Source organism: Mesorhizobium wenxiniae (genome assembly GCF_002284535.1).
In the GTDB taxonomy this organism is placed as follows: Bacteria; Pseudomonadota; Alphaproteobacteria; order Rhizobiales; family Rhizobiaceae; genus Mesorhizobium; species Mesorhizobium wenxiniae.
Genome location: NZ_NPKH01000001.1, coordinates 66,020 through 91,737, shown reverse-complemented (window position 1 = coordinate 91,737; position 25,718 = coordinate 66,020). Strand labels below are relative to the sequence as shown.

Sequence of the window (25,718 nt, the reverse complement as noted above, 5' to 3'; positions counted from 1 at the left end):
CTGTTACTTCGCGGCAGCCGCGGCTATGGCATCGGCCAGGCCTCTGGCGCCGGCGCGGATGCGGTCGAGCGCTTCATGGATCTCGGCGTCGGTGACGGTGAGCGGCGGCAGCAGGCGAAGGACGTTGTCACCGGCCGGAACAGCCAGCAGATGCTGGTCGCGCAACGCCATATTCACCTTGGTGTTGGGTGCGGCGCATTTCAGGCCGAGCATCAAGCCGGTGCCCCTGATGTCTTCGATGATATCAGGAAATTCGTCGGCGACACCCGCCAGCCCCTGCTTCAGCAGCAGCGCCTTGCGCTGGACATCCTCCAGGAAGCCGTCCTCCAGCACCACGTCGAGCACGGCGTTGCCGACCGCCATCGCCAGCGGATTGCCGCCGAAAGTGGTGCCGTGCACGCCGGCGGTCATGCCGACGGCCCCCTCGTCGGTGGCGAGACAGGCGCCCACCGGGAAGCCGCCGCCGATGCCCTTGGCAACCGCCATGATGTCGGGCGTGACGCCAGCCCATTCATGCGCGAACAATTTTCCGGTGCGGCCGATGCCGCACTGGACCTCGTCGAAGATCAGGAGCAGGCCATGCTGTTGGCAGAGCTGCCTCAGCCGCTTCAGCGACTGCGTAGGCACCGGGCGGATGCCACCCTCGCCCTGCACCGGCTCGATCAGTATCGCGGCGGTCTCGGGGGTGATCGCCTTTTCGGCGGCGTCGATGTCGCCGAAGCCGACCTGGTCGAAACCTTCGACCTTGGGTCCGAAGCCTTCCAGGTATTTATACTGGCCGCCCGCGGCGATGGTCGCCAGCGTGCGGCCATGAAAGGCGCCTTCGAAGGTGATGATGCGAAAGCGCTCGGGATGGCCCTTGACGAAGTGGTAGCGCCGCGCCGTCTTGATGGCGCATTCCAGCGCCTCGGCGCCGGAATTGGTGAAGAACACCTTGTCGGCGAAGGTGGCGTCGGCCAGCCGCTCGCCCAGACGGCTCTGCCCCGGAATCTCGTAGAGGTTGGAGACGTGCCAGACCTTGGCCGCCTGCTCGGTGAGTGCCGAGACCAAATGCGGATGGCTGTGGCCCAGCGAATTCACGGCGACACCGCCGCCAAAATCGAGATATCGCTCGCCCTTGTCGGTGACCAGCCAAGTGCCTTCCCCATGGTCGAAGGCCAGGGGTGCGCGGGTAAAGGTCTCGAAAAGCGCCGAACCGCTCATTATATGCGTCTCCGGAACCGGAAAATCAAAAAGCCGCCAAAGCGGCGGCCTTTGCGGCTTATCGTGTGTTTCGGCCATGAAGTCAACGAAAACGTCGCGCGAGGACGCGCGGCAAGCCCTCCAGCGAGACGCCGGCTCATCAGCGAACGGGCAAGTTGGGGAAAACCGAAAAAACCGATTCGTGTTGGCCCTCGGACTCTTGTCACCGAGTCAGCGCATAAGGTAATTGTAGTCGAGAATAACTAGATTTCGTGCGGCGGACCTAATCACCCGATATATGTGGTGTCTGCCCGGCGGAAGCCGGATCGTGGAAGGATTCCGATCGCCGCACATTTCAGCAGGAGCGCGGTCTCATGAACTGGACTGACGAGCGGGTCGAACTTCTTAGAAAATTGTGGTCGGAGGGACTGAGCGCCAGCCAGATCGCCGCACAGCTCGGGGGCGTCAGCCGCAATGCCGTCATCGGCAAGGTGCATCGGCTGAAACTGTCGGGCCGCGGACGCTCGACCGCCACGCCGGCACGCCAGAAAAAGAGCGTGCAAGGATCGAGCGTCCAGAAATCGGTGTCGCGGGCGGCGAGCACTGCGCGGCATATCACCACGTCGATCGGCGCGACCGCGCTGCAGGCGCAATTCGACACCGCACCGGTGGCGCGTCATTACGTCCGTCCGGTCGAGAACGTCGTCGTGCCGATCTCGCGGCATCTGCAACTCGTCGAGTTAACCGAGCGGACATGCAAATGGCCGAATGGCGATCCGCTTTCGGAAGAGTTCCATTTCTGCGGCAACGACGCGGCCGAAACCGGACCCTATTGCAAGTACCACGCCCGCATTGCGTTCCAGCCCGCATCAGAGCGGCGGCGGAGTAGATAAGGCAATAGGGGAGTAGGGCAGTATGGGAGTAGGTAAAGATTAGGCTTTGTGAGTGCGACCCTTGGCAACGCACTACATACTGCCCTACTCCCTTACTGCCCTACTCCCTTCTATTTCACAGCCACCCATTCTTGCGAAAACGCCAGTACAGGAAAGAGCAGATCGCAGCGATCGCAGCCAGCACGAGCGGGTAGCCATATTCCATCTTCAGTTCCGGCATGTCGTCGAAATTCATGCCGTAGATGCCGGCGAGCGCCGTCGGCACCGCCAAGATGGCAGCCCACGAGGCCAGTTTCTTGGTGTTCGCCGTTTCCTGGCTCTGGCCCACCAGGAGGCTGGCCTCGAAGGCAAAGGCGAGAACCTCCCGCAAACTGTCGATCTTTTCCTGCACGGTGCGGATATGATCAGTCACGTCGCGAAACAACGGGTGCATGGCTGCGTGGATCTGCGGCAGGTCGGCGCTGGTCAGCCGGCGGCAGACCTCCACCAGCGGCAGCGCCGCATTGCGCAAGCGCAACAGATCGCGGCGCAGCATATAAAGCCGCTCGATATCAGGTCCAGTCATAGGCCTTAGCAGGACCTTGTCCTCGATCGCCTCGACCTCGTCCTCGATCTGCTCGAGCACCGGCATGTAGTTGTCGACGATGAAATCGAGAATGGCATAGAGGACGAAATCCTCACCCTTGGCCAGCGAAAGCGGGCAGCTTTCCCAGTGCTGGCGAACGGCGGCATAAGAAGTCGACGGACCGTGCCTGACGCTGACGATATAGCCGGCGCCGACGAACAGATGCGTCTCACCGAAGGTGACGCGCCTGTCGATCAGTTGAGCCGTGCGGGCAACGATGAACAACGCATCGCCATATTGCTCGATCTTCGGCCGCTGATGCGGATGCTCGGCGTCCTCAATCGCCAGATCGTGCAGATGGAATTGCGCCTTGACGCGAAGCAACAGGTTGCGGTCCGGCTCCAGCAGGCCGATCCAGACGACATGACCTGGCTTCTTGGCCCATTCGCCAGCTTCCTCGATCGGAATGTCGGCGACACGCCGGCCGGCGGTATAGACGCTGGAAGCGATGATGGCCGATGTCGGCGGGGCCGGCGTCAGGTTCCGAACGGTTTCCATCGCTACCTCCTGGAGGCATGGCCTCGGGTCAGGATCAGGAACGTTCGGTAAAGCTTAGCCTAAATCAGCAATGGGTTCGAGAGGCAGCCGTTCACTTCGCGGGTGGCGCTCCCGGGACAACAATCTTGTCTGTCTTGTCGCCCTTCGGCCGCTCGGCCGGCATCTGGTCGCCGGTGACGATGTAGTAGATCGTCTCGGCGATATTGGTGGCATGATCGCCGATCCGCTCGATATTCTTGGCGCAAAACAGCAGGTGCGTGCAAGGCGTAATGTTGCGCGGATCTTCCATCATGTACGTCAGCAACTCGCGAAACAGCGAGGTGTACACGGCATCGATCTGATCATCGCGATCACGCACGAAGCCGATTTTTTCCACCGAGCGCGACGCGTAGACGTCGAGCACTTCCTTGAGCTGCGTCAACGCCAGGTCGGCCAAGGCCTCAATGCCGCGGAACAGGCTGGTCGGCTGGCGCCCTTCTATGACGGCAACCACGCGCTTGGCGACATTCTTGCCGAGGTCGCCGACCCGTTCGAGGTCCGCCGAGATGCGGATCGCGCCGACGATCTCGCGCAAATCCGTCGCCATCGGCTGGCGCTTGGCGATGATGATGATCGCCTTGTCGTCGATCTCGCGCTGCCCTTCGTCCAGAACAGAATCGTCACGGATGACTTTCTGGGCAAGGCCGGGGTCGGCGTTGACCAGGGCCGCGATCGCCTGTTCGACCATGCGTTCGGCATGCCCGCCCATCGCGGCGATGCGCTTCGACAAATATTTCAGCTCCTCGTCGTAGGCGCTGACGATGTGCACGGACTGCATAGAGATGCCTTCCCGGGGTCTTCTGGTCCCAGTCGTTTCCTCGAATCCCCGCTGATATGCTAGCCGGATGACAGAAAAAAGAAACCGTTAGAGCGACGTGCGTTCACTTGGATACAGAGTACGCGCTCTAAATCCCTTATCCACGCATCCGGCTATCCTGAAATCTTCCGGTTTTCGGGCCGACGCCTTCTTAGATAGTGAGGCGTCAGTGCGCCGGCAAATGCACCGTGAAAGCTGCGCCATTGCCGACCTCCGACTTGATCGAGAGCCTGGCATTGTGGCGTGTCAAGATATGCTTGACGATGGACAGGCCAAGACCGGTGCCTTTCTGGGTCCGGCTGTTTTCGACATCGACGCGGTAGAAGCGTTCGGTAATGCGCGGGATATGCTCCTCGGGAATGCCGGGGCCGAAGTCCCGGATGGTGACGTCGATGCCCGGTTCGGGACCGTCATCGCGGTGAGCAATCGTCACCACGACACGTCCACCCGACTGTCCGTATTTGCAGGCGTTTTCCAGCAGATTTTCGAAAACCTGGAAAAGTTCATCGCGATCACCGGGCACATCAAGCGGCCCTTCTGCGAAATCCCGCTCTATGGCAACGCCGTTTTCCCTGGCAAGCGGCCCCAGCGAATCGATGACGCTGTCGAGGGTCTGACGAAGATCGACCTCGGTTCCCGGCTTCAGATAGGGTTTCATCTCCAGCCGCGACAGCGACAGCAGGTCGTCGATCAGGCGCGCCATGCGGCCAGTCTGGTTCTGCATGATCTGCAGGAACTGCTCGCGCGCCGCCGGGTCGTTGCGGGCCGGGCCGCGCAGCGTCTCGATGAAGCCGGAGATCGAGGCGAGCGGGGTGCGCAGTTCGTGGCTGGCATTGGCGATGAAGTCGGCGCGCATCCGGTCGATCCGGCGCGCCTCGCTCTGGTCCTTGAAGACCAGCACATAGAGGTCGGTGCCGTGACCGACGGAAGACGCACTCACCCGATAGGCCCGTTCGACCGGCAGCTTTTCGGTATAGTCAACGACATCCGAAGCGGCGGCGCCCGATAAAATACTGTCCAGCAAGGCCTGCATCTCGGGCGCCCGGAATTTCAGCGACAGCGAGATGCCCGGTGCGATGCCGCCGAAGGCGGCGAAGGCGGCGGCGTTGGCATGGACGATCGTGGCGGTGCGATCGAAGATGATCAGCGGATCGGCAACGGCGGCCGCCAGATATTCTCCCGACAGCTGTTGTAGCCCGCCCGCCTCGATCGCCGCGGCATCCTCCGCTGACTGGCGCGCAACGCTGGCCGGCAGCATCGCGGCGGCGAACAGCAGTACGGCACATGCCAGCAGCACGACATAGCCGGACATGTCTGCGAAACCATAGACGGTCAGGACCGCGACGATGCCGGCCGCCAGCAGCCAGCGGCTGTTCCACAACCGGATGACGACGGCTTGCGCCGTGCTTCGCTGTTCTGCGCCGCCGGTGTCAGCCATTGTCAGCCATTGTCAGCCATTCGCGCGCACTGTGCCTCCGTCCCCACTCCGGCCGGTCAGGTGGAACTGCCCACTGGACCGGCGCTAGAGCGCTGTGCGTTACAATTGGACGCACAAAGGACGCTCTACCACTCTCAATCTGCTGCATCGTTCTTTCCGAAATCGATTCCGATTTTCGGGCCGATGCAGTAAGGCTCCAATAGCATGAGTCCGGAATCTGGAAAGGTTCGCCTCGATGAAAAACCCCAAGGAAGATGCCGCCGCGCCCGTTCCAGGTCCGCTGAAGATCCGCATCGACGGCAAGGAGCGCGAATTCGACATCGACGATCCCAAGCTTCCGGCCTGGGTCGAGGACAACAAGCTGACCGCCGGCGGCTATCCCTACGACAAGAAAATGAACAGCGACGAGTATGACGAGGCGCTCGAGCGACTGCAGATCGAGCTGGTCAAGGCGCAGGCATGGCTGCAATCGACGGGCAAGCGGGTGATGTCGCTGTTCGAAGGACGCGATGCCGCCGGCAAGGGCGGTACGATCTTCGCGCTGCGGCAGTACATGAATCCCAGGACAGCGCGCAACGTAGCACTCACCAAGCCTAGCCCAACCGAACTCGGGCAATGGTATTTCCAGCGCTATGTCGCGCACTTTCCGACATCCGGCGAGTTCGTCACCTTCGACCGCTCCTGGTACAATCGCGCCGGCGTCGAGCCGGTGATGGGCTTCTGCACGCCGGAGCAGCATGAGAAATTCCTTGACGAGACGCCGTACTTTGAACGGATGATCTGCAACGAGGGCATCCATTTCTTCAAGTTCTGGCTGAACATCGGTCGGGAAACACAGCTTGAGCGGTTTCACGATCGCCGCTGGAGTCCTTTGAAGAGCTGGAAATTCTCGCCGATCGACATTGCCGGCATCACCAAATGGGACGACTACACCAAGGCTCGCGATCTCATGTTCGAACGCACCCACGAGGAATTCGCGCCCTGGATCATCGTGCGGGCCAATGACAAGCGGCGCGCGCGACTTGCCATCATCCGGCGCATCCTGTTGTCGCTTCCCTATGACGGCCGCGATCTTGACGCCATCGGCAAGGAAGACAAGAAGATCATCGGGGAAGGGCCTTCGTTCCTGGGAAAGCGGGCCTGAAGCACTGCCGCGCGCCCCCAAGGACGCGCGGCACGATTCCGAATATTCCTGTCATTCTGCCGAATGATTTCTTATGCCGCCAGCCGGGCAATCCGCTGCAGCCGCTTCAGCGTGGTATCGTCCTGCAAAGCCTGCTGAAACAGCGAAATCTCCTGGTCAATGCGATCGCAGAGCGCGCCTGTGTCGCCCTTGAGCAGGTCGCGCGTCTGCAGCAGTGCGGCGAACGGCTTCTTGGCGAGTTGCCTGGCTCTGCCTAGTGCGGCTTCCTCGACATCGCCCACCACGATCTCGGTGACCAGGCCAAGCATCCTGGCGTCCTCGGCACTAAGCGTGTCGCCCAGGCAGAAGAAGCGGAAAGCGCCGGCATAACCGAGTTTCTGCGGCGCCAGGATGCTGGTCGCCGCGTCCGGCACGAGGCCGAAATCGACAAACGGCACCCGGAACGTGCTTTCATCAGATGCGATCACCATGTCGCAATGGAACAGGATGGTGCAGCCGACGCCGACGGCGTCGCCATCGACACAGGCAAGGACTGGTTTGGGGAACGTCGCCAAGGTGCGGAACATGTCGGTGACGGCGGCGATCAATCGTTGATGCTTGGTGGCGTCGAGGAATTCGGAAAAATCGCCGCCGAGGCAGAAGCAGCCGGCGAGGCCGCGCAGCACCACGACGCGCACATCATCGTCGATTGCCGCTTCGTGGAAGATCTTGGCCAGGCTTTCATAGGCTCGCCCGTCCAGCACCGGCCGGCCGTCATCCGACGACACCGTGACAATCAGCGTATGGTTGCGGAACTCTGTTTGCGGATGGATGTTCATGGCTGTCTCCAATTCTCACGAGGCCTGCCTCATTCCGAGCCTGTCGGGATAACCCCTGGCCAGCACTGGCGCGAAATGACTGCGACGCGAGCGCACCACCTCAAGCGTATGCTCGTTGAAGGTGAGCAGCGTCGCGACGACCTGCTGGTTGCCATAGGTGCGCTGGTAGCCAAGCGGCTTCGCCAGGAAGTGCAATTGCAGCGCCCGCAGGACCCACATCGGCTCGAACTCGATGATCACCTGGTTGACGTTGCGCCTCAGCCCCCACTCGACGAAGCCGGCAATGAGCTCGGTGCCGACCGTCGAGACGCCGCGCTTGCCGTCACGAAAGCCCGCCGCCACCGCATAGCGGGTCAGTTCCCAGACGTTCGGCCCGGACGGCGGCGTCCCTTCATAGAGGTCCGCCAGCACCTCGGTCAGGAGATGCGCCCGCGTTGTCGGCAACATCCGCTGATAACCGGCGAGCTCGCCATTGCGGATGACGAGCTGATGCACCGCCTCATCATGGTCGAACTGGTCGATCTCAAGGCCATCGGGGCGCTGCAGATCGGTCCACCCCATCTCCTCGACGAAAATCTTGTAGCGCAAACGATGAACGGCCTCCCAAAGGTCGGGACGTTCCATAAGTTCCTGTGTGGTAAGGGAAAAAAGCATCTGCCGTCTCCTAGGTTCAATAGGAAGATACGGCCGGGCTGTCCCGAGAAAATTACGCGATCACGTAGGCAAGAATTTCTAGGCCGGCACGGCCGAGCTAGCTAATATAGCCGCGCCTTATCGCTTCCGCGACTGCCTGCACTCGGTTGACGGCACCGAGTTTGCTTTTGGCGTTAAGAAGGTGTTTCTCTGACGTGTGTTCCGAAATGCCGAGAATCTGTGAAATCTCCCATTCGGACTTGCCGACGGCGGCCCATTGCATGCATTCGCGCTCACGAGGCGTCAGTTCGACGTGGTCGATGGTCTTGGCCGCCATCGTGTGGATCTGCATGGCGCGGCCAATCGCATAGGTCGCCACCAGCGACACCAGCCCAAACTCGGCGCCCGACAATTCGACGGCCTCGCCGCCCAGCGACACCATGACGATCTGGCCATCGAGCGTGATCAGCGGGAAGGCCAATCCGTCGCGCAGCTTGAATTCGCCGGCGTCGCCCATCACTTCGCCGCTGCTCTTGTCGATGCGAATGCCCTGAGACGCTTCCCGCCACTGGAACGGCGCCTGTAGCTGCTTCATGTGGCTGACGACGGGGTCATGGTCGACATAGTTGCGCGCGACGTAGCGCTCCAGCCATTCCCCCGGCCACTCGCAAAGCAGCACATGGTCCTTTTGCTGGCCTCGTGGCGTTCCCGGTTGCGGAACCGTCCCAGCCATAAGTGCCGTCAGACCGAACTCCGAGGTTATGCCAAGCAGCTTTTCGCAGACCGCGGCCGCCGTATTGGCGTGCTGCAGCTGATCTATGAATTCCAGTGTGCGATCGAAGTGGCCCATTGCAACATCTACCCCATGTTGCCTTCTGCGTTGAGATCAACGGTCCAGCGCTTGACTTGCACTCTGCCATCGACCCCGGATTACAAACCTGCTCCTCTCTGTTTGCAGCGCCTTGCGGCTACCCTCCAGCCGACGCCGCACATGTTTGCAAGGTCGCTGAAGCATAACCCTAAATCGGCGTGATGAAATCAAAAACCGTTGTGCCTGTGGCATTTTCATACCAAAAGCCACATTGGACAGGACAGGGCGGAGCTCGATCGTGGCAATTCGGTGGACAACCATCGTCTTGATGCTGGCAATCACCGGGGCACAGTGGCTCACGGCAGCGCGTGCCGCGGAGCCGCAAGTGCCGGTGCTGTGGGATGCCAAGGAGCGGCTGCCGAAGCCTGACCTTTCCGCGCTGCCGCGTCTTAGATTTCTGACCACCACCGATTTCCCGCCGTTCAACTTCCTCGACGGAGCGGGTCGCTTGTCCGGCTTCCACGTCGATCTGGCACGCGCCATCTGCGCCGAACTCGGCATCGCGGATAAATGCCAGATCCAGGCGCTGCCTTGGGCCGAGCTCGAAGGGGCGCTGCAGAAGGGCGAAGGCGAAGCGATCATTGCCGGCATCGCCGCCACGCCGGAGTCGCGGTCGAAATACGCCTTCTCGCGTTCCTACCTGCAGTTTCCGGCGCGCTTCATCATGCCGAAGACAAAGGCGTTCACGGAACCGATCTTCGACAGACTGCGCGGCAAGCGCGTCGGCGTGGTCGCCGGCTCCGCGCATGAGCGGATGCTGCGCGACTATTTCGGCACCGTTCAGGTCGTCCCCTTCGACCGGCCGGAAGAGCTCTATGATGATCTCAAGGCCGGCAAGATCGACGCCGCCTTCGGTGACGGCATGCGCTTCGCCTTCTGGCTGGGCGGGTCGGATGCCGCAGCCTGCTGCCGCTTTGCCGGCGGCCCGTATCTGGCGCCAGAATATCTGGGCTCGGGCATGGCCATCGCCACCAGGGCCAACGATCCGGCGCTGGCCGCAGCGTTCGACTACGCACTGCAGGAGATTTCGGTGAAGGGCACCTTCGCCGAATTTTATCTGCGCTATTTCCCGGTCAGTTTTTTCTGATCCGGTCCGGTCAGTTTTCTAGTCCGGTCCGGTCACTTTTCTGAGTCTTCAGGGCCTGGATCAAGTCAACGTGCGCAGGCGGGCCTTGGCGGCACGGGCGATGGCGGCGACGGTGAGCGTGTCGAGATCGAGTTGGCGACGGATAAGCTGCAGCACCCTCACCTCCTCCAAACGCATTTCGAGGTCGACGGCCGCAACCTCGAAGGCTGCGGCATAAGCGGTATCAAGCAGGCGTTCGGGCAGTGCTTCAGCGACCCGCGCCAAAACGCCTTCCAGCCCGTCCTTTTCGTGCAGCATCTTTTGGCAGTCCTGGGCGACGCCGACCAGCCGGTCGTGGTCGAAATCCTCGAACACCGGCCATGAGCGGACGACGTCGCCGATCCGCGCCAGTTCGACATTGGTCATGTCGCGATCGGACGCGGAGGTGATGACCATCAGATAGATCAGGGCTTCATGCGGCGGCAACGACATTTAAAACTCCTCAAACGGGCTCCGAAGTTAGGAACGCGGCACCGACGCCGCAAGGAAAAAGAGCCGCGATCGTTGACGCCCATGGCAGGCACGCCTAGAGACCGGTTGAAAACCTCTTCCGGCCCCCATTTGCGGCGATGCCGGCGAACGATTTGGAAACAGTGACATGGCGGGATCAAACATTGTCGATCTCAATCCCGAGGTGCTTGCGGCAGCGGCTGAAAGCAAGGCGTGGCCGTTCGAAGAAGCCAGGAAGATCGTCGGGCGCTACAAAGACACTGATTTTCCCGAGACCGTTCTGTTTGAGACCGGCTACGGTCCGTCGGGGCTGCCGCACATCGGTACTTTCGGCGAGGTCGCACGCACCTCGATGGTGCGCCATGCCTTCCGCGTCCTCACCCGGGACGCGGTCAAGACCAAAATATTGTGCTTTTCCGACGACATGGACGGCATGCGGAAGATTCCGGACAACGTCCCCGATCGCGCCGCACTCGAGCCGCACCTGCACAAGCCGCTCTCGTCCGTCCCCAACCCTTTCGGCGGCGACTATGCGAGCTTCGCAGACCACAACAACGCAATGCTTTGCCGTTTCCTGGACACGTTCGGCTTCGACTACGAGTTCGCCAGCGCGACGGAATACTACAAGGCTGGCCGTTTCGACGACGTTCTGCTGCGCGCTGCCGAACGTTTCGATAAGATTATGGACGTGATGCTGCCGACGCTCGGAGAGGAGCGTCAGGCGACCTACAGTCCGTTCTTGCCGATTTCCCCCAAAAGTGGCCGCGTGCTTTACGTCCCCATGAAGCGTGTCGACGCCAAGGCCGGCACTATCACCTTCGATGATGACGGCACCGAAACCACGCTGCCCATAACCGGCGGCAGGGTGAAGCTGCAATGGAAGCCGGATTTCGGCATGCGCTGGGCGGCGCTCGGCGTCGATTTCGAAATGTTCGGCAAAGACCACCAGACGAATGCGGTGATCTACGACCGTATCTGCAATATCCTGGGCGGGCGGGCGCCGGAGCATTTCGTCTATGAGCTGTTCCTGGACGAGAACGGCCAGAAGATTTCGAAGTCGAAGGGCAACGGACTGACCATAGACGAGTGGCTGACCTACGCGCCGACCGAAAGCCTCGAACTCTACATGTACCAGCGGCCGCGGCAGGCAAAGAAGCTCTATTTCGACGTCATTCCGAAGGCGGTGGACGAGTATTACGCCTTTTTGTCCGCCTATCGCCGGCAGGAGTGGAAGGAGCGGCTGGGAAACCCCGTCTGGCACATGCATGACGGTAACCCGCCTGTCGTCGACCTGCCGGTGTCGTTCGCGCTGCTGCTCAATCTGGTCAGCGCCTCCAACGCCCAGAACAAGGACGTGCTGTGGGGGTTCATTTCGCGCCACACATCGGGCGTGACGCCGAAGACCCATCCCGAGCTCGACCGGCTGGCCGAATATGCGATCCGCTATTTCGACGATTTCGTGAAGCCGGCCAAGGTGTACCGGGCCGCCGACGCGGTCGAGCGCGAGGCGCTGACGAAACTCTCCGAGGCGCTCGCCGCGTTGCCGCCAGATGCCGATGGCGAGGTGATCCAGAATGCCGCCCTCAACGTCGCGCGCAAGATCGAACGCTATCAGGACCATTCGAAGCAGAGCCCGGAGGGCGGGCCGGGCGTGTCCGTCGCCTTTTTCCAGATGATCTACCAGGTGCTGATCGGACAGGAGCGCGGCCCACGCTTCGGTTCCTTCGCCGCGCTCTACGGCATCGCAGAAACCCGCGCCCTCATTCAGAAGGCGCTGGCTGGTCAGCTGGCGGCGTAGCCGTCGTCTCGGTTGGCGGCGAAGCCGTCGCCGACGGGTCGAGAATCAGCTGCGTCGGCTGCGCTGCCGCGACAGGGGCTGGTGCCGGAGGCAGGCCGGCGAGACTGGGCGCCGGCCCGAAAATGCCCTTCCTCGCTGTACGCGCCTTCTCGCCGGCCTCGACGTAAGGGCCACCCTCTGCTGCGCGCGCCCACCCGTTTTCGATCAACCACTGACCGACATCCTGGTTGCCAACGCGGCATTCGGCGGCGATCAGGTCGCGGCCGCCTTCGGGCGGCACCGCGCAAACCACCGCCCGGCCGCGCAGGAAAGCACGGAACGCCGTTCGCGCCCGGCTGCCACACGTCCAGGACTTGCCGCCGTCGGCGCAAGTCTCGTCCTGCCTGACGATGTCGATACCCGAAATCGCGACCGAGTAGCCCTTGGCCTCGATCACACCGGCGGCCGGCGCAACCGGCTGGAACAGTTTTGTCCCGTTCCAGTCGTCGGGCATTTTCAATTTGGGCGGTTTGGGGGGTCCGGCCAGCGCCAGGTCACTCAGCGGGGCGCGCGGCTCGACCCGTTCAAGCTCTTCGGGCTGAAGCTGCGGCGGCGCGACAACCTCGGGATCGATGGCCCTGGAATGCGCCTCCGGCCTTGCCGCCTTGGGTCGCGGGATCGCTGATGTGGCAGGCGGGTCGGATTGCGCCGCCATGCCAGCCTGCGCTCGAGCCGCGACACGGCCGTTTTCGCCTTGAAGCACGGCGCGGCCGCCGGCGACGATCGTAGCCCCCATAACCAAGATCGTCAACACAGCAGCGGCTGTATGTAGCGGACGCACTGGCGGCCCCTACTGACTTGCCCAGACAATCCGCGCCACCCATTCGACATCGCGCATAGGGATTTCGCGGTCCGGGTGATCGGGATTGAGCGAGACCAGCATGATCGACTTCGACGACTGACGGTCCAGCACCTTGGCCATGACCTCGCCGGCATTGGTCTTGACGACGACCCGGTCGCCCTTGCGGGTGGCAGCGCCCGGCTCGACGATCAGCACGTCGCCATTGCGGTAGAGCGGCAGCATGGAATCGCCCTGAACCTGCAGCGCATAGGAGGTTTCGGTCGCCTGTGCCGGAAGCTCGATCAGGTCCCAGCCCTGCCCCGCCGGAAAACCGGCATCATCGAAGAAGCCGCCGGCGCCGGCCTGGGCGAAGCCGAGCAGCGGCACCGAAGACCTCTGTGCGGGCAGAGATCCGGGAACGGGCTTGCCCCGGCCTTCGACCAGCCCCGTGAATTCGTCGAGCGAGGCGCCCGTCGCCTCGATGATCTTGGCCAGCGATTCGGTCGACGGCCAGCGCGGCCGCCCGTCCGAGGACAGCCGCTTCGACTTGTTGAAGGCAGTCGAATCGAGGCCCGCGCGTTTCGCCAGCCCGGAGGCCGAGAGCGAATAGCGCTCGGCGAGAGCATCGATGGCGGCCCATACGCGGTCATGCGAGAGCACTTTTGCTCTCCTTCAGAACAGGAAAAAATACCTTCTCCGTTCTAACCGGTGGCCGTGATTTTGTCCACCACCGAAGGCGGCGTCACGCCGCCTTCTTGGCTTCGCTCCTGGCATAGGGATCGAAGCGTTCGTAGAAAGTCTCGCCCTTCTCCGCCATGTCGAGCAGGAGCTTGGGCGCCTTGAACTCGGCGCCGTACTTCTTTTGCAGGCCCTTGGCGATCTTGACGAATTTCTTTGCGCCGATGCCGTCGATGTAGGACAGCACGCCGCCGGTAAAGGGCGCGAAGCCGAAGGCGAGGATCGAGCCGACATCGGCTTCGCGCGGATCGGTGACGATGCCCTCCTCCATCACCCGCGCCGCCTCTAGCGCGATGGTGACCAGGAGCCGCTGCTTCAGTTCCTCATAGTCGACCTTTTCAGGCGCCAACTGCGGATAGAGATCCTTCACGCCCGGCCACAACTTCTTCTTGGCAGGCTTTTGCGGATAGTCGTAAAAACCCTTGCCGTTCTTGCGGCCAAAGCGACCATGCGTGTCGACCAGCGTGTTGATCAGCGCCATCTGCTTCGGGTCGACCGCGTTTTCGCCGAGATCGCGCATGGTCTGCTTCATGATCTTCTGCGCGAGGTCGATCGCCGTCTCGTCCGTGAGCGCCAAAGGACCGACCGGCATGCCGGCGGCCTTCGCCGCGTTCTCGATCATCGGCGCCGGAACGCCCTCGATCAGCATCTTGTAGGCTTCCGACATGTAGCGCAGCACGCAGCGGTTGACGTAGAAGCCGCGCGTGTCGTTGACGACGATCGGCGTCTTCTTGATGGCGCGGACGAAGTCGATCGCGGCGCCCAGCGCCTTGTCGCCCGTCTTCTTGCCCAAAATGATCTCGACCAGCATCATCTTGTCGACCGGCGAGAAGAAATGGATGCCGATAAAATTCTTCGGCCGCGCCGAATTCTTCGCCAGCGACGTGATCGGGATGGTGGACGTGTTCGACGCGAAGACCGCCGACGGCTTCAGCATGGCCTCCGCCTTTTCGGTGGCGTCCTTCTTGACGCCCGAATCCTCGAACACCGCCTCGACCACCAGGTCGCAGCCTGCGAGGTCGGCATAGTCTGCCGTCGGCGTGATCAGCGACAGCAGCCTGTCCTTGTCCTCTGGCTTGGCGCGGCCCTTCCTGACCTGATCCGAGATCAGGCTGTCCGAATGCGCCTTGCCCTTGGCGGCAGCTTCCATGTCGCGGTCGAGCAGCACCACCGGAATGCCGGCCTTGGCCGTGACATAGGCGATGCCGGCGCCCATGAAACCGGCGCCGAGCACGCCGATCTTCTTGAACTTGGATTCCGGCACGCCGCTCGGACGACGCGCGCCCTTGTTCAGTTCCTGCAGCGACACGAACAGCGAGCGGATCATCGCCGCCGCTTCCCTGGTCTGCATGATCTCGGTGAAATAGCGCTGCTCGATGCGCAAGGCGGTGTCGAACGGCACCAGCAGGCCTTCATAGACGCATTTTAGGATGGCGGCGGCGGCAGGGTAGTTGCCATAGGTCTCGCGACGCAGGATGGCGATTGCCGGAGGCCACAGATTGGCGCCGGCCACTGAATAAACCGGGCCGCCGGGCAACTTGAAGCCCTTCTCGTCCCACGGCGCCACCGGCTTCAAGCCATTTTTGATCATGGCTTTGGCGGTTTCGACCAGCTTTTTCGGCTCGGCGATCTCGTGGATCAGGCCCATCGACTTGGCCTTCTGCGGCGACAGCATCTGGCCGGAGGTCAGCATCTGCAGCGCCTGCTGCTGGTCGGTCAGCCGCGGCACGCGCTGGGTGCCGCCGGCGCCCGGGAAGATGCCGATCTTCACTTCGGGAAGCGCCATCTTGACCTTGTCGGAATCGGCCGCGACACGGCCATGGCAAGCGAGCGACAGCTCGAATGCGCCGCCCATGCAGGTTCCGTTGATCGCCGACACCCACGGCTTGCCTGAGGTTTCCAGTTTGCGGAACAGGCCGGTCATATAGCCGGCATTTTCGAACAGCGCCTTGGTCGCCTTGTCCAGGTCCTTGGCTTTGTCGGCGGCGAGGGTCGCCAACATCTTCTGCAGCATGGTGATGTCGGCGCCGCCAGAGAAACTATCCTTGCCGGAGGTGATCACCGCCCCCTTTATCGTCGCGTCGGTCGCCACCTTGTCGACGATGGCGTTCAGTTCCAGCATCGCTTCTTCGGTGAAGACGTTCATCGAGCGGCCAGGCATATCCCAGGTGACCAGCGCGATGCCGTCAGCGTCGATGTTGAGGGTGAAATTGGTGTAGCTCATCGTCTTTCTCCCGGTCAGACGCGTTCGATGATCGTTGCGGTGCCCATGCCGGCGCCGATGCAGAGCGTCACCAGCGCGGTGTTCAGGTCGCGGCGCTCCAGTTCGTCCAGCACCGTTCCGAAGATCATCGCACCTGTCGCGCCGAGCGGATGGCCCATGGCGATGGCGCCGCCATTGACGTTGATCCTATCGTGCGAAATGTCGAAAGCCTGCATGTAGCGCAGCACCACCGAGGCGAACGCCTCGTTGAGCTCGAACAGGTCGATGTCCGACAGCTTCATCCTGGCGCGCTTCAGCAGCTTCTCGGTCACGTCAACCGGACCGGTCAGCATCAGCACCGGTTCCGAGCCGATATTGGCGAATGCACGGATGCGAGCGCGCGGCTTCAGGCCGAGCGACTTTCCAGCCTTCTTGGAGCCGAGCAGAACGGCCGCCGCGCCATCGACGATGCCGGACGAATTGCCGGCGTGGTGGACGTGATTGACCTCCTCCACCTCGGGATGCTTCTGCACCGCGACGGCATCGAAGCCGCCCATTTCGCCGGGCATGACGAAGGACGGGTTGAGTGCGGCCAGCGACTGCATATCGGTCGAAGGCCGCATGTGCTCGTCGTGGTCGAGGATGGTCAGGCCGTTCTGATCCTTGATCGAGATCACCGAATTCTTGAAGCGGCCTTCGCCCCAGGCTTTGGCGGCGCGCTTCTGGCTCTCGACCGCATAGGCGTCGACGTCGTCGCGCGAAAAGCGGTATTTCGTGGCGATCAGATCGGCCGAGATGCCTTGCGGCACAAACCAGCCCGGCAGGCCGACCGAAGGATCCATGAACCAGGCGCCGCCGGATGCGCCCATGCCGACGCGCGACATCGATTCGACGCCGCCGGCGATGACGATCTCGTCGGCGCCTTGCGCGATCTTGGCCGCGCCGAAGTTGATGGCGTCCAGGCCAGAGGCGCAGAAACGCGAGATTTGCATGCCGGGCGCTTTCGTGTCGTAACCCGCCTCGAAGGCGGCGGCACGCGGAATGACAGAACCCGCCTCGCCGACCGGGTCGACGCAACCGAAGATGATGTCGTCGACGATGCCGGTATCCAGCCCATTGCGGTCGCGGATCGCCTCAAGCACCTTGGCGCCGAGCCGCACCGCCGGCACCTCGTGCAGCGAGCCATCCTTCTTGCCCCTGCCGCGCGGCGTTCGTACTGCGTCATAGACATAAGCTTCGGCCATTTTCCTGCTCCTTGGTTTGCCGAAAAGTCGCTCAGAGAGAGCGTCCAATCAGCAATTTCATGATCTCGTTGGTGCCGCCGTAGATACGCTGGACGCGAGCGTCGCGGAACATGCGGGCGATCGGATACTCATTCATGTAGCCATAGCCGCCATGCAATTGAAGGCACTCGTCGACGACTTTTCCCTGGAGGTCGGACAGCCAGTATTTGGCCATCGAGGCCGTCGCCGGGTCGAGGCCACCATTGATATGGCGTGTGACGCAGTCGTTGTAGAAGACCCGGCCGATGGTAGCTTCGGTCTTCAGTTCGGCGAGCTTGAACTGGGTATTCTGGAATTCGATAATCGCCTTGCCGAAGGCTTTGCGCTCCTTGACGTAGTCGATGGTCAACGCCAGCGCCCGCTCGATCATGGCGATGGCGCCAGTGCCGATCTGCAGCCGCTCCTGCGGCAATTGCTGCATCAGCTGGACGAAGCCCTGGCCTTCCTCGTGGCCGAGCAGATTGGAGGTCGGCACGCGCATATCGTTGAAGAACAGTTCCGACGTGTCGTTGGCCTTGAGCCCGATCTTGTCGAGGTTGCGGCCACGCTCGAACCCTTCCACCTCGTCGGTCTCGACGACGATCAGCGAAGTGCCCTTGGCGCCCTTCTCCGGATCGGTCTTGGTGACGACTATGATGAAATTGGCGAGCTGGCCGTTGGTGATGAAGGTCTTCGAGCCGTTGACCTTGTACTGGTTGCCATCCTTCTCGGCTCGCGTCTTGACCCCCTGCAGGTCGGAGCCGGCGCCGGGCTCGGTCATGGCGATGGCGCCGATCAGCTCGCCGGTCGCCAGTTTCGGCAGCCATCTCTTCTTCTGCTCTTCCGAGGCATAATGAAGGATATAAGGGGCGACAATCGAATTGTGCAGGCCGATGCCGAAACCGTCGACGCCGACGTGGCCGATCGCCTCGATGATGGCGCTCTCATGCGCGAATGTCCCGCCCGAACCGCCATATTCCTCCGGCATCGAGGCACAGAGCAGACCGGCCGCGCCCGCCTTCAGCCAGCACTCGCGGTCGACCATCTCGTTCTTCTCGAACTCGTCATAGCGCGGCGCGATCTCTTCCGACATGAAGCGGTGCGCCATGTCGTAGAGCATGCCGACCTCGTCTGCCGCCCAGGCGGGTTTGGGCAAAGCAAGCACTTCGGCAGGATTTGTCGCCACGATTTCCTCCGCGTATCGACAGGTTAAGGCCGGCTGTACCGACGCTGTCGAGCTTAGAACGCTTCCGCCGGCAGTGCCATCAATGTCTCGGCGCCGCTGGAGATGCGGGCGAGATGCGCCGACGTCTCCGGCATAATCCGCTCCATGAAAAAGCGCGCCGTCACCAGCTTGCTGTCGTAGAAGGTCGAAGGCCCATTGGCGCCATTCGCCAATTTCGCCCCGGCTGCCTTGGCCATCTGCGCCCACATGTAGCCCAGCGCCACCAGGCCGAAGAGATGCATGTAGTCGGTCGAGGCGGCGCCGGCGTTGTCGGGCTTGGCCATGCCGTTCTGCATCAGCCACATCGTCGCCGCCTGCAGATCGTTGAGGCCCTTCTTCAGCGCCTTGGTGAAAGGCGCCATCTTCTCGTCGGTGCGGTTCTCCTCGCAGAATTCGCCGACCTCCTTGAAGAAGGCCTGCACGGCGCGGCCGCCATTCAAGGCCAGCTTGCGGCCGACGAGGTCGAGTGCCTGGATGCCGTTGGCGCCTTCGTAAATCATGGCGATGCGGGCATCGCGCACGAACTGGCTCATGCCGTGCTCTTCGATGTAGCCGTGGCCGCCGAACACTTGCTGCGCCATCACCGCGTGGTCGAAACCCTTGTCGGTGAGCACGCCCTTGACCACCGGCGTCATCAGGCCGGTGTAGTCGTCGGCAGCCTGGCGGTCCTTGTCGTCACTGGCACGGTGAGCGATGTCCGACTTGATCGCCGTCCACAGCGCCAGCGCGCGGCCGGCCTCGTTGAAGGCCTTCATGGTCATCAGGCTGCGGCGGATGTCGGGATGGACGATGATCGGATCGGCTTTCTTGTCCGGCGCCTTCGGCCCGGACAACGAGCGACCCTGCAGGCGATCCTTGGCATAGGACACAGCGTTCTGGTAGGCGACCTCCGACAGAGAAAGCCCTTGCAGGCCGACGCCGAGCCGGGCCTCGTTCATCATCGTGAACATGGCCTTCAGCCCGCCATTGGCCTCGCCGAGCAGCGTGCCTTGCGCCTCGTCATAGTTCATGACGCAGGTCGAATTGCCATGGATGCCCATCTTCTCCTCGATCGAGCCGCAGGACACGGTGTTCTTCTCGCCAGGATTGCCTGATGCATCGAGCTTGAGCTTCGGCACGATGAACAGCGAAATGCCCTTCACGCCTTCCGGTGCGCCCTCGATGCGGGCCAGCACGAGGTGGACGATGTTGTCCGACATGTCGTGCTCGCCGGCCGATATGAATATCTTCTGGCCTGAGATCCTGTAGGTGCCGTCGCCGTTGGGAACCGCCTTAGTGCGCAGCAGGCCGAGATCGGTGCCGCAATGCGGCTCGGTCAGGTTCATGGTGCCTGTCCAGGCGCCCTCGACCAGCTTCGGCAGCCAGATCGCCTTCTGCTCGTCGGTGCCGTGAGTAATGATCGCCGCGATCGCGCCCTGCGTCAGGCCGGGATACATCATCAGCGACATGTTGGCCGAAACCATATATTCGGAAACAGCAGTATGCACCGCGTAAGGCAGACCTTGGCCGCCAAATTCGACGGGTGCGGCCAGTCCCATCCAGCCGCCATCGCGATACTGGTCGAAGGCCTCCTTGAAGCCTTTCGGGGTACTCACCGAGCCATTGTCATGGCGCGCGCAACCTTCCATGTCACCGACGCGGTTCAGCGGCTGCATGACGTTTTCGGCGAGCTTGGCGCCCTCGGCGAGGATGGCCTCGACCACATCCGGCGTCGCGTCGGAAAATCCGGGAAGGTTGGAATAGCGTTGGTAGCCCAGTACCTCGTTCAGCACAAACAGTGTGTCCTGGACCGGCGCCCTGTAGATCGGCATGCGTTTCCTCCACCATGCGGCCTTGGCCCCGAAATCAAGCCCCAAGATGAAGTCAGGGACAGCATGGGGACCAATGTTCAGGTCGGGGATAGCAAAAGTTGACGTTTGCGTAAACGTCAATTTGTTGATGCGACAAATTTTCCCGAAGTCTCACCCGTGAGCGTAGCGGTGCTACACCGTTGAACCCAGTGCGGAACAGATTGAAATGTAGTCCTCCCGACGCAGCCGGAAGACAGAGAGAGCCGCGCGGCCAAGGCCACACGGCTCTCATTCGTCAGAAGCCCGGTCACCGGAAGCCGGCGAGATCGAATTATCCGGCGACGCTGGCCTGCGGCGCCGCACGTTCGCTCAGCATCTGACGCACCGCCGCCATCGAGTTGCTCAATTCGTTGATGGCATCGTCGATCAGCGCCCGCTGCTTCTGCAGACGGGCAAGCTGCTTCTCCGACTTGTCGAGCGCCAGTCGCAACTGCTTGGTGTTGGAGCCTGTCGGGTCATACAGATCCATCATCTGCTTGACGTCGCGCAGCGAGAATCCGACCTTGCGGCCGAGGAGGATCAGCTTCAGCCGCGCCTTGTCGCGGCGCGTGTAGAGACGGGTCGAGCCGTCGCGCTGCGGATTGAGAAGGCCCTTGTCCTCGTAGAAACGCAGCGTGCGCAGCGTTACTCCGTATTTCTTGGCCATTTCGCCGATGCGGACAAGATCCTCGCCGGCTTTATCAGACATGTCATTGGTATTGGCCGCGGCTGCGCCGGGCGAAACAAGTTTCATGGTCACTGGCTTTCCCCATCTGGTGGCGTCGCGGTCCCGGACCTTGCGTCGCCTGAGTGGAAGCGGGGGCGTGCTTCCACTCGTGGTTTCAACAAACAAATCGCAAACGGCACAGACTGTGCACCCTTACGTTTACGTCAATTCTATACCGATAGCCTCTCACGAAGCAAGGGCGTTGTGGGGAGGAACTTTTTGCCGCGTCCGCCAGCGCATGGCCCGGCGGCGCTTTGGGCGGCCCGCCAACACGTTGTAACTTCTTAAGCTTAGTTAACGCGTTGTTTACCACGTTGGGCGAAATGTGCGCATGTCGGTTACCCGTGTTTATCCTGTAGCGAATTTTTCACGGTTTTTCGGAGCGCGGGTGAAACCCGGGAAGTTGGTCTTCCGCCGCAGCAAAGCCGCGCGGCCGCCTTCGTTTCCGGCAGGACTTTGGGAAACTGGTCATAAGCCAGCAGTAATTCTGAACGGGCGCATCGATGAACAGCAAGCGGTCCTATCTCGATACACTCAACGCCGGCAGGCAGCGCAGGCCGCACACCACGCTTGAACAGCTCAACCGTTCCCTGGAAACGCTGGAGCAGCGGCTGGAGCGGACGCGCGAGGACATGAGCGAGCGTCTCGATCCGCGCCGGCCGAGCGCGGAGCCGCGCTATGCCAGCGCCCGACCCTATGAGGATCCGCGCCTCGCACAGCCGCCGAAAAGCCCGGCGCCGGCTACCTTCGACCAAAGTTACCAGGCCATCGCCCGCGATATCGACCGCGTGCGCGGCCAAGAAGACGGCGTCGCCGTGGTCGGCAAGATCGCCGGCGAATTGCGCGGTCTGCGCGAGGAAATGCGCCACCAGATGACCGCCGGCCTGCAGCGCGAATTCGAAGCGCTGCGCAAGGACATCGAGCGGGCTTTCCAGGCAAGCGCCCAGCCGGGTGGCCAATCGGGGGGCGGCAAAGGCAGCGCCGAACTCGGCGTCGAGTTCGAGCGGCTTTCCAGCGCCATCCAGACCCTTGCCGAAAAGAGCGACGACAGAAGCGTCAACATGCTCCGGCTCGAGTTGGAGCAGGTCAAGGCCGCGCTCGACACGTTGGCGCGCGAGGAGAGCGTGCAGGCGGTCGGCCGCCGCTGGGACGATTTCGACCGCCGCTGGACCGCGTTCGAGGATCGTGTCGATGCCGATCAGCGCAAGCGGTCGGACGCACCCGGTCTTTCGATGCTGACCGACCGGCTCGAACAGATCAGCAATGCCGTCAACAATTTGCCGGAATCACTGTCGCTGCGGTCGCTCGAAGAAAAGGTCCGCACGCTTGCCGGTGCCGTAGATCATTTCGCCAGGCAGCAGGACAATCGCGGCAGCAGCACATTCGGTATGATCGACGAGCGGCTGGACGAGATTTCCCGCGCTATCGTCGCATCCACCGTCGCCGCGCAGGCCAATTCATTCGACCCCGAACCCTTCGAACGAATCGAGAAGCGAATCGCCTCGCTTGCCCAGCAGATCGAGGAAGTCACGCAAGTTCACCCCAGCGGCGAGGTTATCGACCGCCTCAACATGCTGTCGAGCCGGGTCGACGATCTTGCCGGCCGGGCCAATTTGCCGGAGCAGGCGATGGAGCATCTCGACAAGCAGATCGCGCTCATTGCCGACAAGATCGACAGGGCGCCTGCCATGCCGGATGCCGACTACATCTTCCAGGGGCTGGAGCAACGTTTCGACGTGCTGTCCGGCATGATAGAGCGCCGCCAAGGCGACGCGATCGAACAAGGCAACATACTGTTTCGTGATCTCGAGCGCCGGCTGGACGAGGTTGTCGACAGGCTGGACCAACGTGTGCCGCAGATTGACGGGGTCGGCATCATGGACGCCATCGACGCCCGCTTCAGCGCGCTGGCCCAGCGCATGGAAACGCGGGTTCGCGATTCCGCAAGCGAAGCGGCGATCCGTGGCCTGGAAGGCCGCCTCGAAGATATTTCAAACCGGCTGGATTCATCCGCGGCACAAGTCGCCGGCATCGACCCGGCCCTGATCCGCAGCTTGGAGGCGCAAGTCGCGGATCTGTCGGCGCATCTTTCGAAGCCCGGCACGCCACTGCCGGAATTCGAGGACATCAGCCCTCGTCTCAACGAAATCGAGAAGTCGCTGGCTGGCACCCGCGAATCCATCCTCAGCGCGGCGCGCGAGGCCGCCGAGAGCGCCGTCCGTTCGCTGGCCGGCTCCAGTGCCAACACGGCGGCCGTCTCTGGCCTCGCCCAGGATCTGAAGACGCTCGAAGCACTGACGCGCCGTTCCGACGAGCGCAATTCGAGGACCTTCGAGGCCATTCACGACACGCTGCTCAAGATCGTCGACCGACTGGGCTCGCTGGAAACCGGCGAAGCGACCGAAGCCGCGAGCGAGTTCACGCAGCCTGCTGCGCCGGTGCGCGCGCGGGCGGCACGAGCCTCCAAGATCACGGTCCAGGACGCGCCGTCCATGGATATCGACCAGCCATTACCGCTGACTGGAGACATGGCCGACCTTGACAGCCGTGCCAATGCTATCATGCGCAATGAGCCAGACCCGCGCACGCCGGCCGAAGCCGCTGCGGCCGCGGCCATGGCGGCGCTTGGTGCGGATACGGTGACGGAGAAAAGTGAGCAGCCCGGTGGCCGGAAGTCGATGTTCGGCGGACTGGCGCGCGCCTTCAAGGGTAAGAAGGAGGCAGACGTTCCACCGCTTGCCGGCTTGGCGCCTGATGTCGAGATACCGAGCGCCGATCTCGACGAGCCGCTGGATCCGAAGGTTGCCAACCGGCCGCTGGAGCCCGGCTCCGGCCCCCCCGACCTCAACGCCATCATGAAACGCGTGCGCGACGAACGCGGACCGCCGGTCAGGGCCGGCAATGCCGATGCATCGAAATCCGACTTCATCGCCGCAGCCAGACGCGCGGCGCAAGCGGCCGCTGCCGAGGCCGACGCTCTCAAGCGGCAATCGACGATGAGCGGCCCGGTGAAGGCGCTCAGGATCGGCGACCTGCTCAAGGCGCGGCGCAAGCCGATCCTGATGGCGGCCGCCGCAGTCATGCTAGCGCTCGCCGGCTTACAATTGGGCAAGGCCTTCTTCTCGGATCCCGTTGAAATAGCCAGCAATGATGCGGCGCCGGTCGTGGCCGCGCAGCCGGCAGAAACCGTGTCGGCCAGTACCGCCAGCGAGCCGAAGAGGGATGCGCAAACTGCAGCACAGGACAGCGCGCCGGCTCGCGCCGTCCGGCCAGCAGAACCGTCCGAATCGATAGCCGAGGACGACATGCCGGCACCGGCCGCTCGCGCCGCGCTGTCGGACGCCGGAACGACGATGGGCACCGCACCCGAGGCTGAACCCGTTCCTGCGCCCATGACTCCAACGGCGCCGCCCGATCCGGCGGCGGCGAACGTGACAGCCTTGGCACCTGCGGGCCCGACGGCTGCGGACACCGAGCCAATGGCCACAGCGCGGGCCGCCACGCCCGCGACCCAAGAGATGACCGGCACGGTCACACCTGCGGATGCTTCGACAGCGGCGGCCACTGCCAACATCGACATCCCAGCCGATGCCGGCCCAGCTGCCTTGCGTGATGCAGCGGCCGGCGGCGACGCCAAGGCGTTGTTCGAGATCGGCTCGCGCTACGCCGAATCGCGCGGCGTCAAGCAAGACATGGCAGCGGCCGCCAAATGGTACGAGAAATCAGCCGAACTCGGCTTCGCACCGGCGGAATACCGGATCGGCAACTTCTATGAGAAGGGCACCGGGGTCGCGCGCGACGTCAAAAAGGCGAAGACCTGGTACCAGCTCGCCGCGGCTCAGGGCAACGCCAGCGCCATGCACAATCTCGCCGTGCTCTTTGCCATGGCTGCGGACGGCGTGACCGACAATGAATCCGCCGCGCACTGGTTCCAGGCCGCCGCCGAGCTCGGCGTCAAGGACAGCCAGTTCAATCTCGGCATCCTGGCGGCGAAGGGCGTCGGCATGAAGCAGAATCTCGAAGAATCCTACAAATGGTTCGCACTCGTCGCCAAGGCCGGCGACAAGGATGCGGCGGCAAAGCGCGACGAGATCGCCAAGGCGCTCAGGCCCGAGCAGCTCGAACGCGCACGCGCCGCCGCCGAACTGTGGAAGGCAGAGCCGATCGATCCTGCGGCCAATTCGGCCGACATTCCCGAATCATGGCAGGACGGCACGCCGCAGACGACCGCCAGCGTCGACATGAAGAAGGTCGTTCAGAATATCCAGCGCATTCTCAACAAGAACGGCTATGAGGCCGGCAATGCCGACGGCGTGATGGGCCAGAAAACCAAGGATGCCATCATGGCTTTCCAGAGCGACAACGACCTGCAGGCGACGGGCGCCGTCGACGAAAAACTGGTCAAGGCGCTGCTTGCGCGCAAATAACGTCAGATGCGTCGTTTCCGCGACGCCGTTGCCACACATTTGCCTGTTAACTGATTGAGTTGTTTTTTGTTTCGGCGGCGTGGCGAGGTTTGACTTCGCCGCCCGGCCGGCGCAAGAACGAGATAGGCTTTTTGGCGCGAAATGCCCGCAACGGT

20 protein-coding genes are annotated in these 25,718 nt (G+C 62.6%); 5 read left to right on the top strand and 15 right to left on the bottom strand.

Annotated features, from left to right (window positions below; translation table 11 throughout):
* Window positions 1-3 precede the first annotated feature (3 nt).
* Entirely contained in the window at window positions 4-1,203 is a 1,200-nt protein-coding gene (locus CIT31_RS00400) for an aspartate aminotransferase family protein (RefSeq protein WP_095517161.1), read from the bottom strand.
* Between the two features lie 353 nt (window positions 1,204-1,556).
* Here CIT31_RS00400 and CIT31_RS00395 point away from each other — a divergent pair, with 353 nt between their 5' ends.
* The gene (locus CIT31_RS00395; protein ID WP_029356837.1) at window positions 1,557-2,075 is read left to right on the top strand and encodes a GcrA family cell cycle regulator; all 519 of its coding nucleotides are present in this window, start codon (window positions 1,557-1,559) and stop codon (window positions 2,073-2,075) included.
* Between the two features lie 115 nt (window positions 2,076-2,190).
* Here CIT31_RS00395 and CIT31_RS00390 read toward each other — a convergent pair whose 3' ends face one another.
* From CIT31_RS00390 to CIT31_RS00380, 3 genes are all read right to left on the bottom strand, one after another.
* Window positions 2,191-3,198, bottom strand: a complete 1,008-nt coding sequence (locus CIT31_RS00390; RefSeq protein ID WP_095517054.1) for a magnesium and cobalt transport protein CorA — start codon at window positions 3,196-3,198, stop codon at window positions 2,191-2,193.
* Window positions 3,199-3,289: 91 nt separating this feature from the next.
* On the bottom strand, window positions 3,290-4,015 hold the full coding sequence (gene phoU, locus CIT31_RS00385) for a phosphate signaling complex protein PhoU (protein WP_065005842.1): 726 nt from the start codon (window positions 4,013-4,015) through the stop codon (window positions 3,290-3,292).
* A 205-nt stretch (window positions 4,016-4,220) separates the two neighbouring features.
* Window positions 4,221-5,492: a sensor histidine kinase gene (locus tag CIT31_RS00380; protein WP_095517053.1), complete on the bottom strand. Its 1,272-nt coding sequence runs from the start codon at window positions 5,490-5,492 to the stop codon at window positions 4,221-4,223.
* Window positions 5,493-5,727: 235 nt separating this feature from the next.
* Between CIT31_RS00380 and ppk2 the strand changes: the two genes are divergently transcribed.
* Complete coding sequence (gene ppk2 / locus CIT31_RS00375; RefSeq protein ID WP_095517052.1) at window positions 5,728-6,636, top strand: polyphosphate kinase 2; 909 nt, start codon at window positions 5,728-5,730, stop codon at window positions 6,634-6,636.
* A gap of 71 nt (window positions 6,637-6,707) precedes the next feature.
* Here the strand turns inward: ppk2 and CIT31_RS00370 are convergent, their stop codons facing one another.
* The 3 genes from CIT31_RS00370 to CIT31_RS00360 all read right to left on the bottom strand — a co-directional run bounded on the left by CIT31_RS00370 (window position 6,708) and on the right by CIT31_RS00360 (window position 8,937).
* Window positions 6,708-7,454 (bottom strand): enoyl-CoA hydratase-related protein, encoded by a 747-nt coding sequence (locus CIT31_RS00370; protein ID WP_095517051.1) that lies wholly within the window; start codon window positions 7,452-7,454, stop codon window positions 6,708-6,710.
* 15 nt (window positions 7,455-7,469) lie between these two features.
* Window positions 7,470-8,108, bottom strand: a complete 639-nt coding sequence (locus CIT31_RS00365) for an acyl-homoserine-lactone synthase (protein WP_095517050.1) — start codon at window positions 8,106-8,108, stop codon at window positions 7,470-7,472.
* 97 nt (window positions 8,109-8,205) lie between these two features.
* On the bottom strand, window positions 8,206-8,937 hold the full coding sequence (locus CIT31_RS00360) for a helix-turn-helix transcriptional regulator (protein ID WP_095517049.1): 732 nt from the start codon (window positions 8,935-8,937) through the stop codon (window positions 8,206-8,208).
* A gap of 289 nt (window positions 8,938-9,226) precedes the next feature.
* On the opposite strand from CIT31_RS00360, the gene CIT31_RS00355 reads away from it, so the two are divergent.
* Entirely contained in the window at window positions 9,227-10,045 is an 819-nt protein-coding gene (locus CIT31_RS00355; RefSeq protein WP_095517048.1) for an ABC transporter substrate-binding protein, read from the top strand.
* A gap of 60 nt (window positions 10,046-10,105) precedes the next feature.
* Here the strand turns inward: CIT31_RS00355 and CIT31_RS00350 are convergent, their stop codons facing one another.
* On the bottom strand, window positions 10,106-10,516 hold the full coding sequence (locus CIT31_RS00350) for a tellurite resistance TerB family protein (RefSeq protein WP_029356850.1): 411 nt from the start codon (window positions 10,514-10,516) through the stop codon (window positions 10,106-10,108).
* 166 nt (window positions 10,517-10,682) lie between these two features.
* On the opposite strand from CIT31_RS00350, the gene CIT31_RS00345 reads away from it, so the two are divergent.
* Complete coding sequence (locus tag CIT31_RS00345; RefSeq protein WP_095517047.1) at window positions 10,683-12,332, top strand: lysine--tRNA ligase; 1,650 nt, start codon at window positions 10,683-10,685, stop codon at window positions 12,330-12,332.
* Here CIT31_RS00345 and CIT31_RS00340 read toward each other — a convergent pair.
* The 7 genes from CIT31_RS00340 to CIT31_RS00310 form a co-directional block, all read right to left on the bottom strand.
* Complete coding sequence (locus CIT31_RS00340; protein WP_165778308.1) at window positions 12,295-13,152, bottom strand: thermonuclease family protein; 858 nt, start codon at window positions 13,150-13,152, stop codon at window positions 12,295-12,297. The genes CIT31_RS00345 and CIT31_RS00340 overlap by 38 nt on opposite strands.
* Before the next feature lie 9 nt (window positions 13,153-13,161).
* Window positions 13,162-13,812, bottom strand: a complete 651-nt coding sequence (locus tag CIT31_RS00335; RefSeq protein WP_065005850.1) for a S24 family peptidase — start codon at window positions 13,810-13,812, stop codon at window positions 13,162-13,164.
* Between the two features lie 82 nt (window positions 13,813-13,894).
* A complete protein-coding gene (locus CIT31_RS00330; protein WP_095517045.1) occupies window positions 13,895-16,114 on the bottom strand; it encodes a 3-hydroxyacyl-CoA dehydrogenase NAD-binding domain-containing protein in 2,220 nt (739 codons plus the stop codon).
* Window positions 16,115-16,128: 14 nt separating this feature from the next.
* Window positions 16,129-17,337: an acetyl-CoA C-acetyltransferase gene (locus tag CIT31_RS00325; RefSeq protein WP_095517044.1), complete on the bottom strand. Its 1,209-nt coding sequence runs from the start codon at window positions 17,335-17,337 to the stop codon at window positions 16,129-16,131.
* Between the two features lie 31 nt (window positions 17,338-17,368).
* Window positions 17,369-18,541: an acyl-CoA dehydrogenase family protein gene (locus CIT31_RS00320; RefSeq protein ID WP_095517043.1), complete on the bottom strand. Its 1,173-nt coding sequence runs from the start codon at window positions 18,539-18,541 to the stop codon at window positions 17,369-17,371.
* Window positions 18,542-18,594: 53 nt separating this feature from the next.
* The gene (locus tag CIT31_RS00315) at window positions 18,595-20,391 is read right to left on the bottom strand and encodes an acyl-CoA dehydrogenase (RefSeq protein WP_095517042.1); all 1,797 of its coding nucleotides are present in this window, start codon (window positions 20,389-20,391) and stop codon (window positions 18,595-18,597) included.
* Window positions 20,392-20,701: 310 nt separating this feature from the next.
* Complete coding sequence (locus tag CIT31_RS00310) at window positions 20,702-21,163, bottom strand: MerR family transcriptional regulator (RefSeq protein WP_084831580.1); 462 nt, start codon at window positions 21,161-21,163, stop codon at window positions 20,702-20,704.
* A gap of 476 nt (window positions 21,164-21,639) precedes the next feature.
* On the opposite strand from CIT31_RS00310, the gene CIT31_RS00305 reads away from it, so the two are divergent.
* The gene (locus CIT31_RS00305) at window positions 21,640-25,563 is read left to right on the top strand and encodes an SEL1-like repeat protein (RefSeq protein ID WP_095517041.1); all 3,924 of its coding nucleotides are present in this window, start codon (window positions 21,640-21,642) and stop codon (window positions 25,561-25,563) included.
* Window positions 25,564-25,718 lie beyond the last annotated feature (155 nt).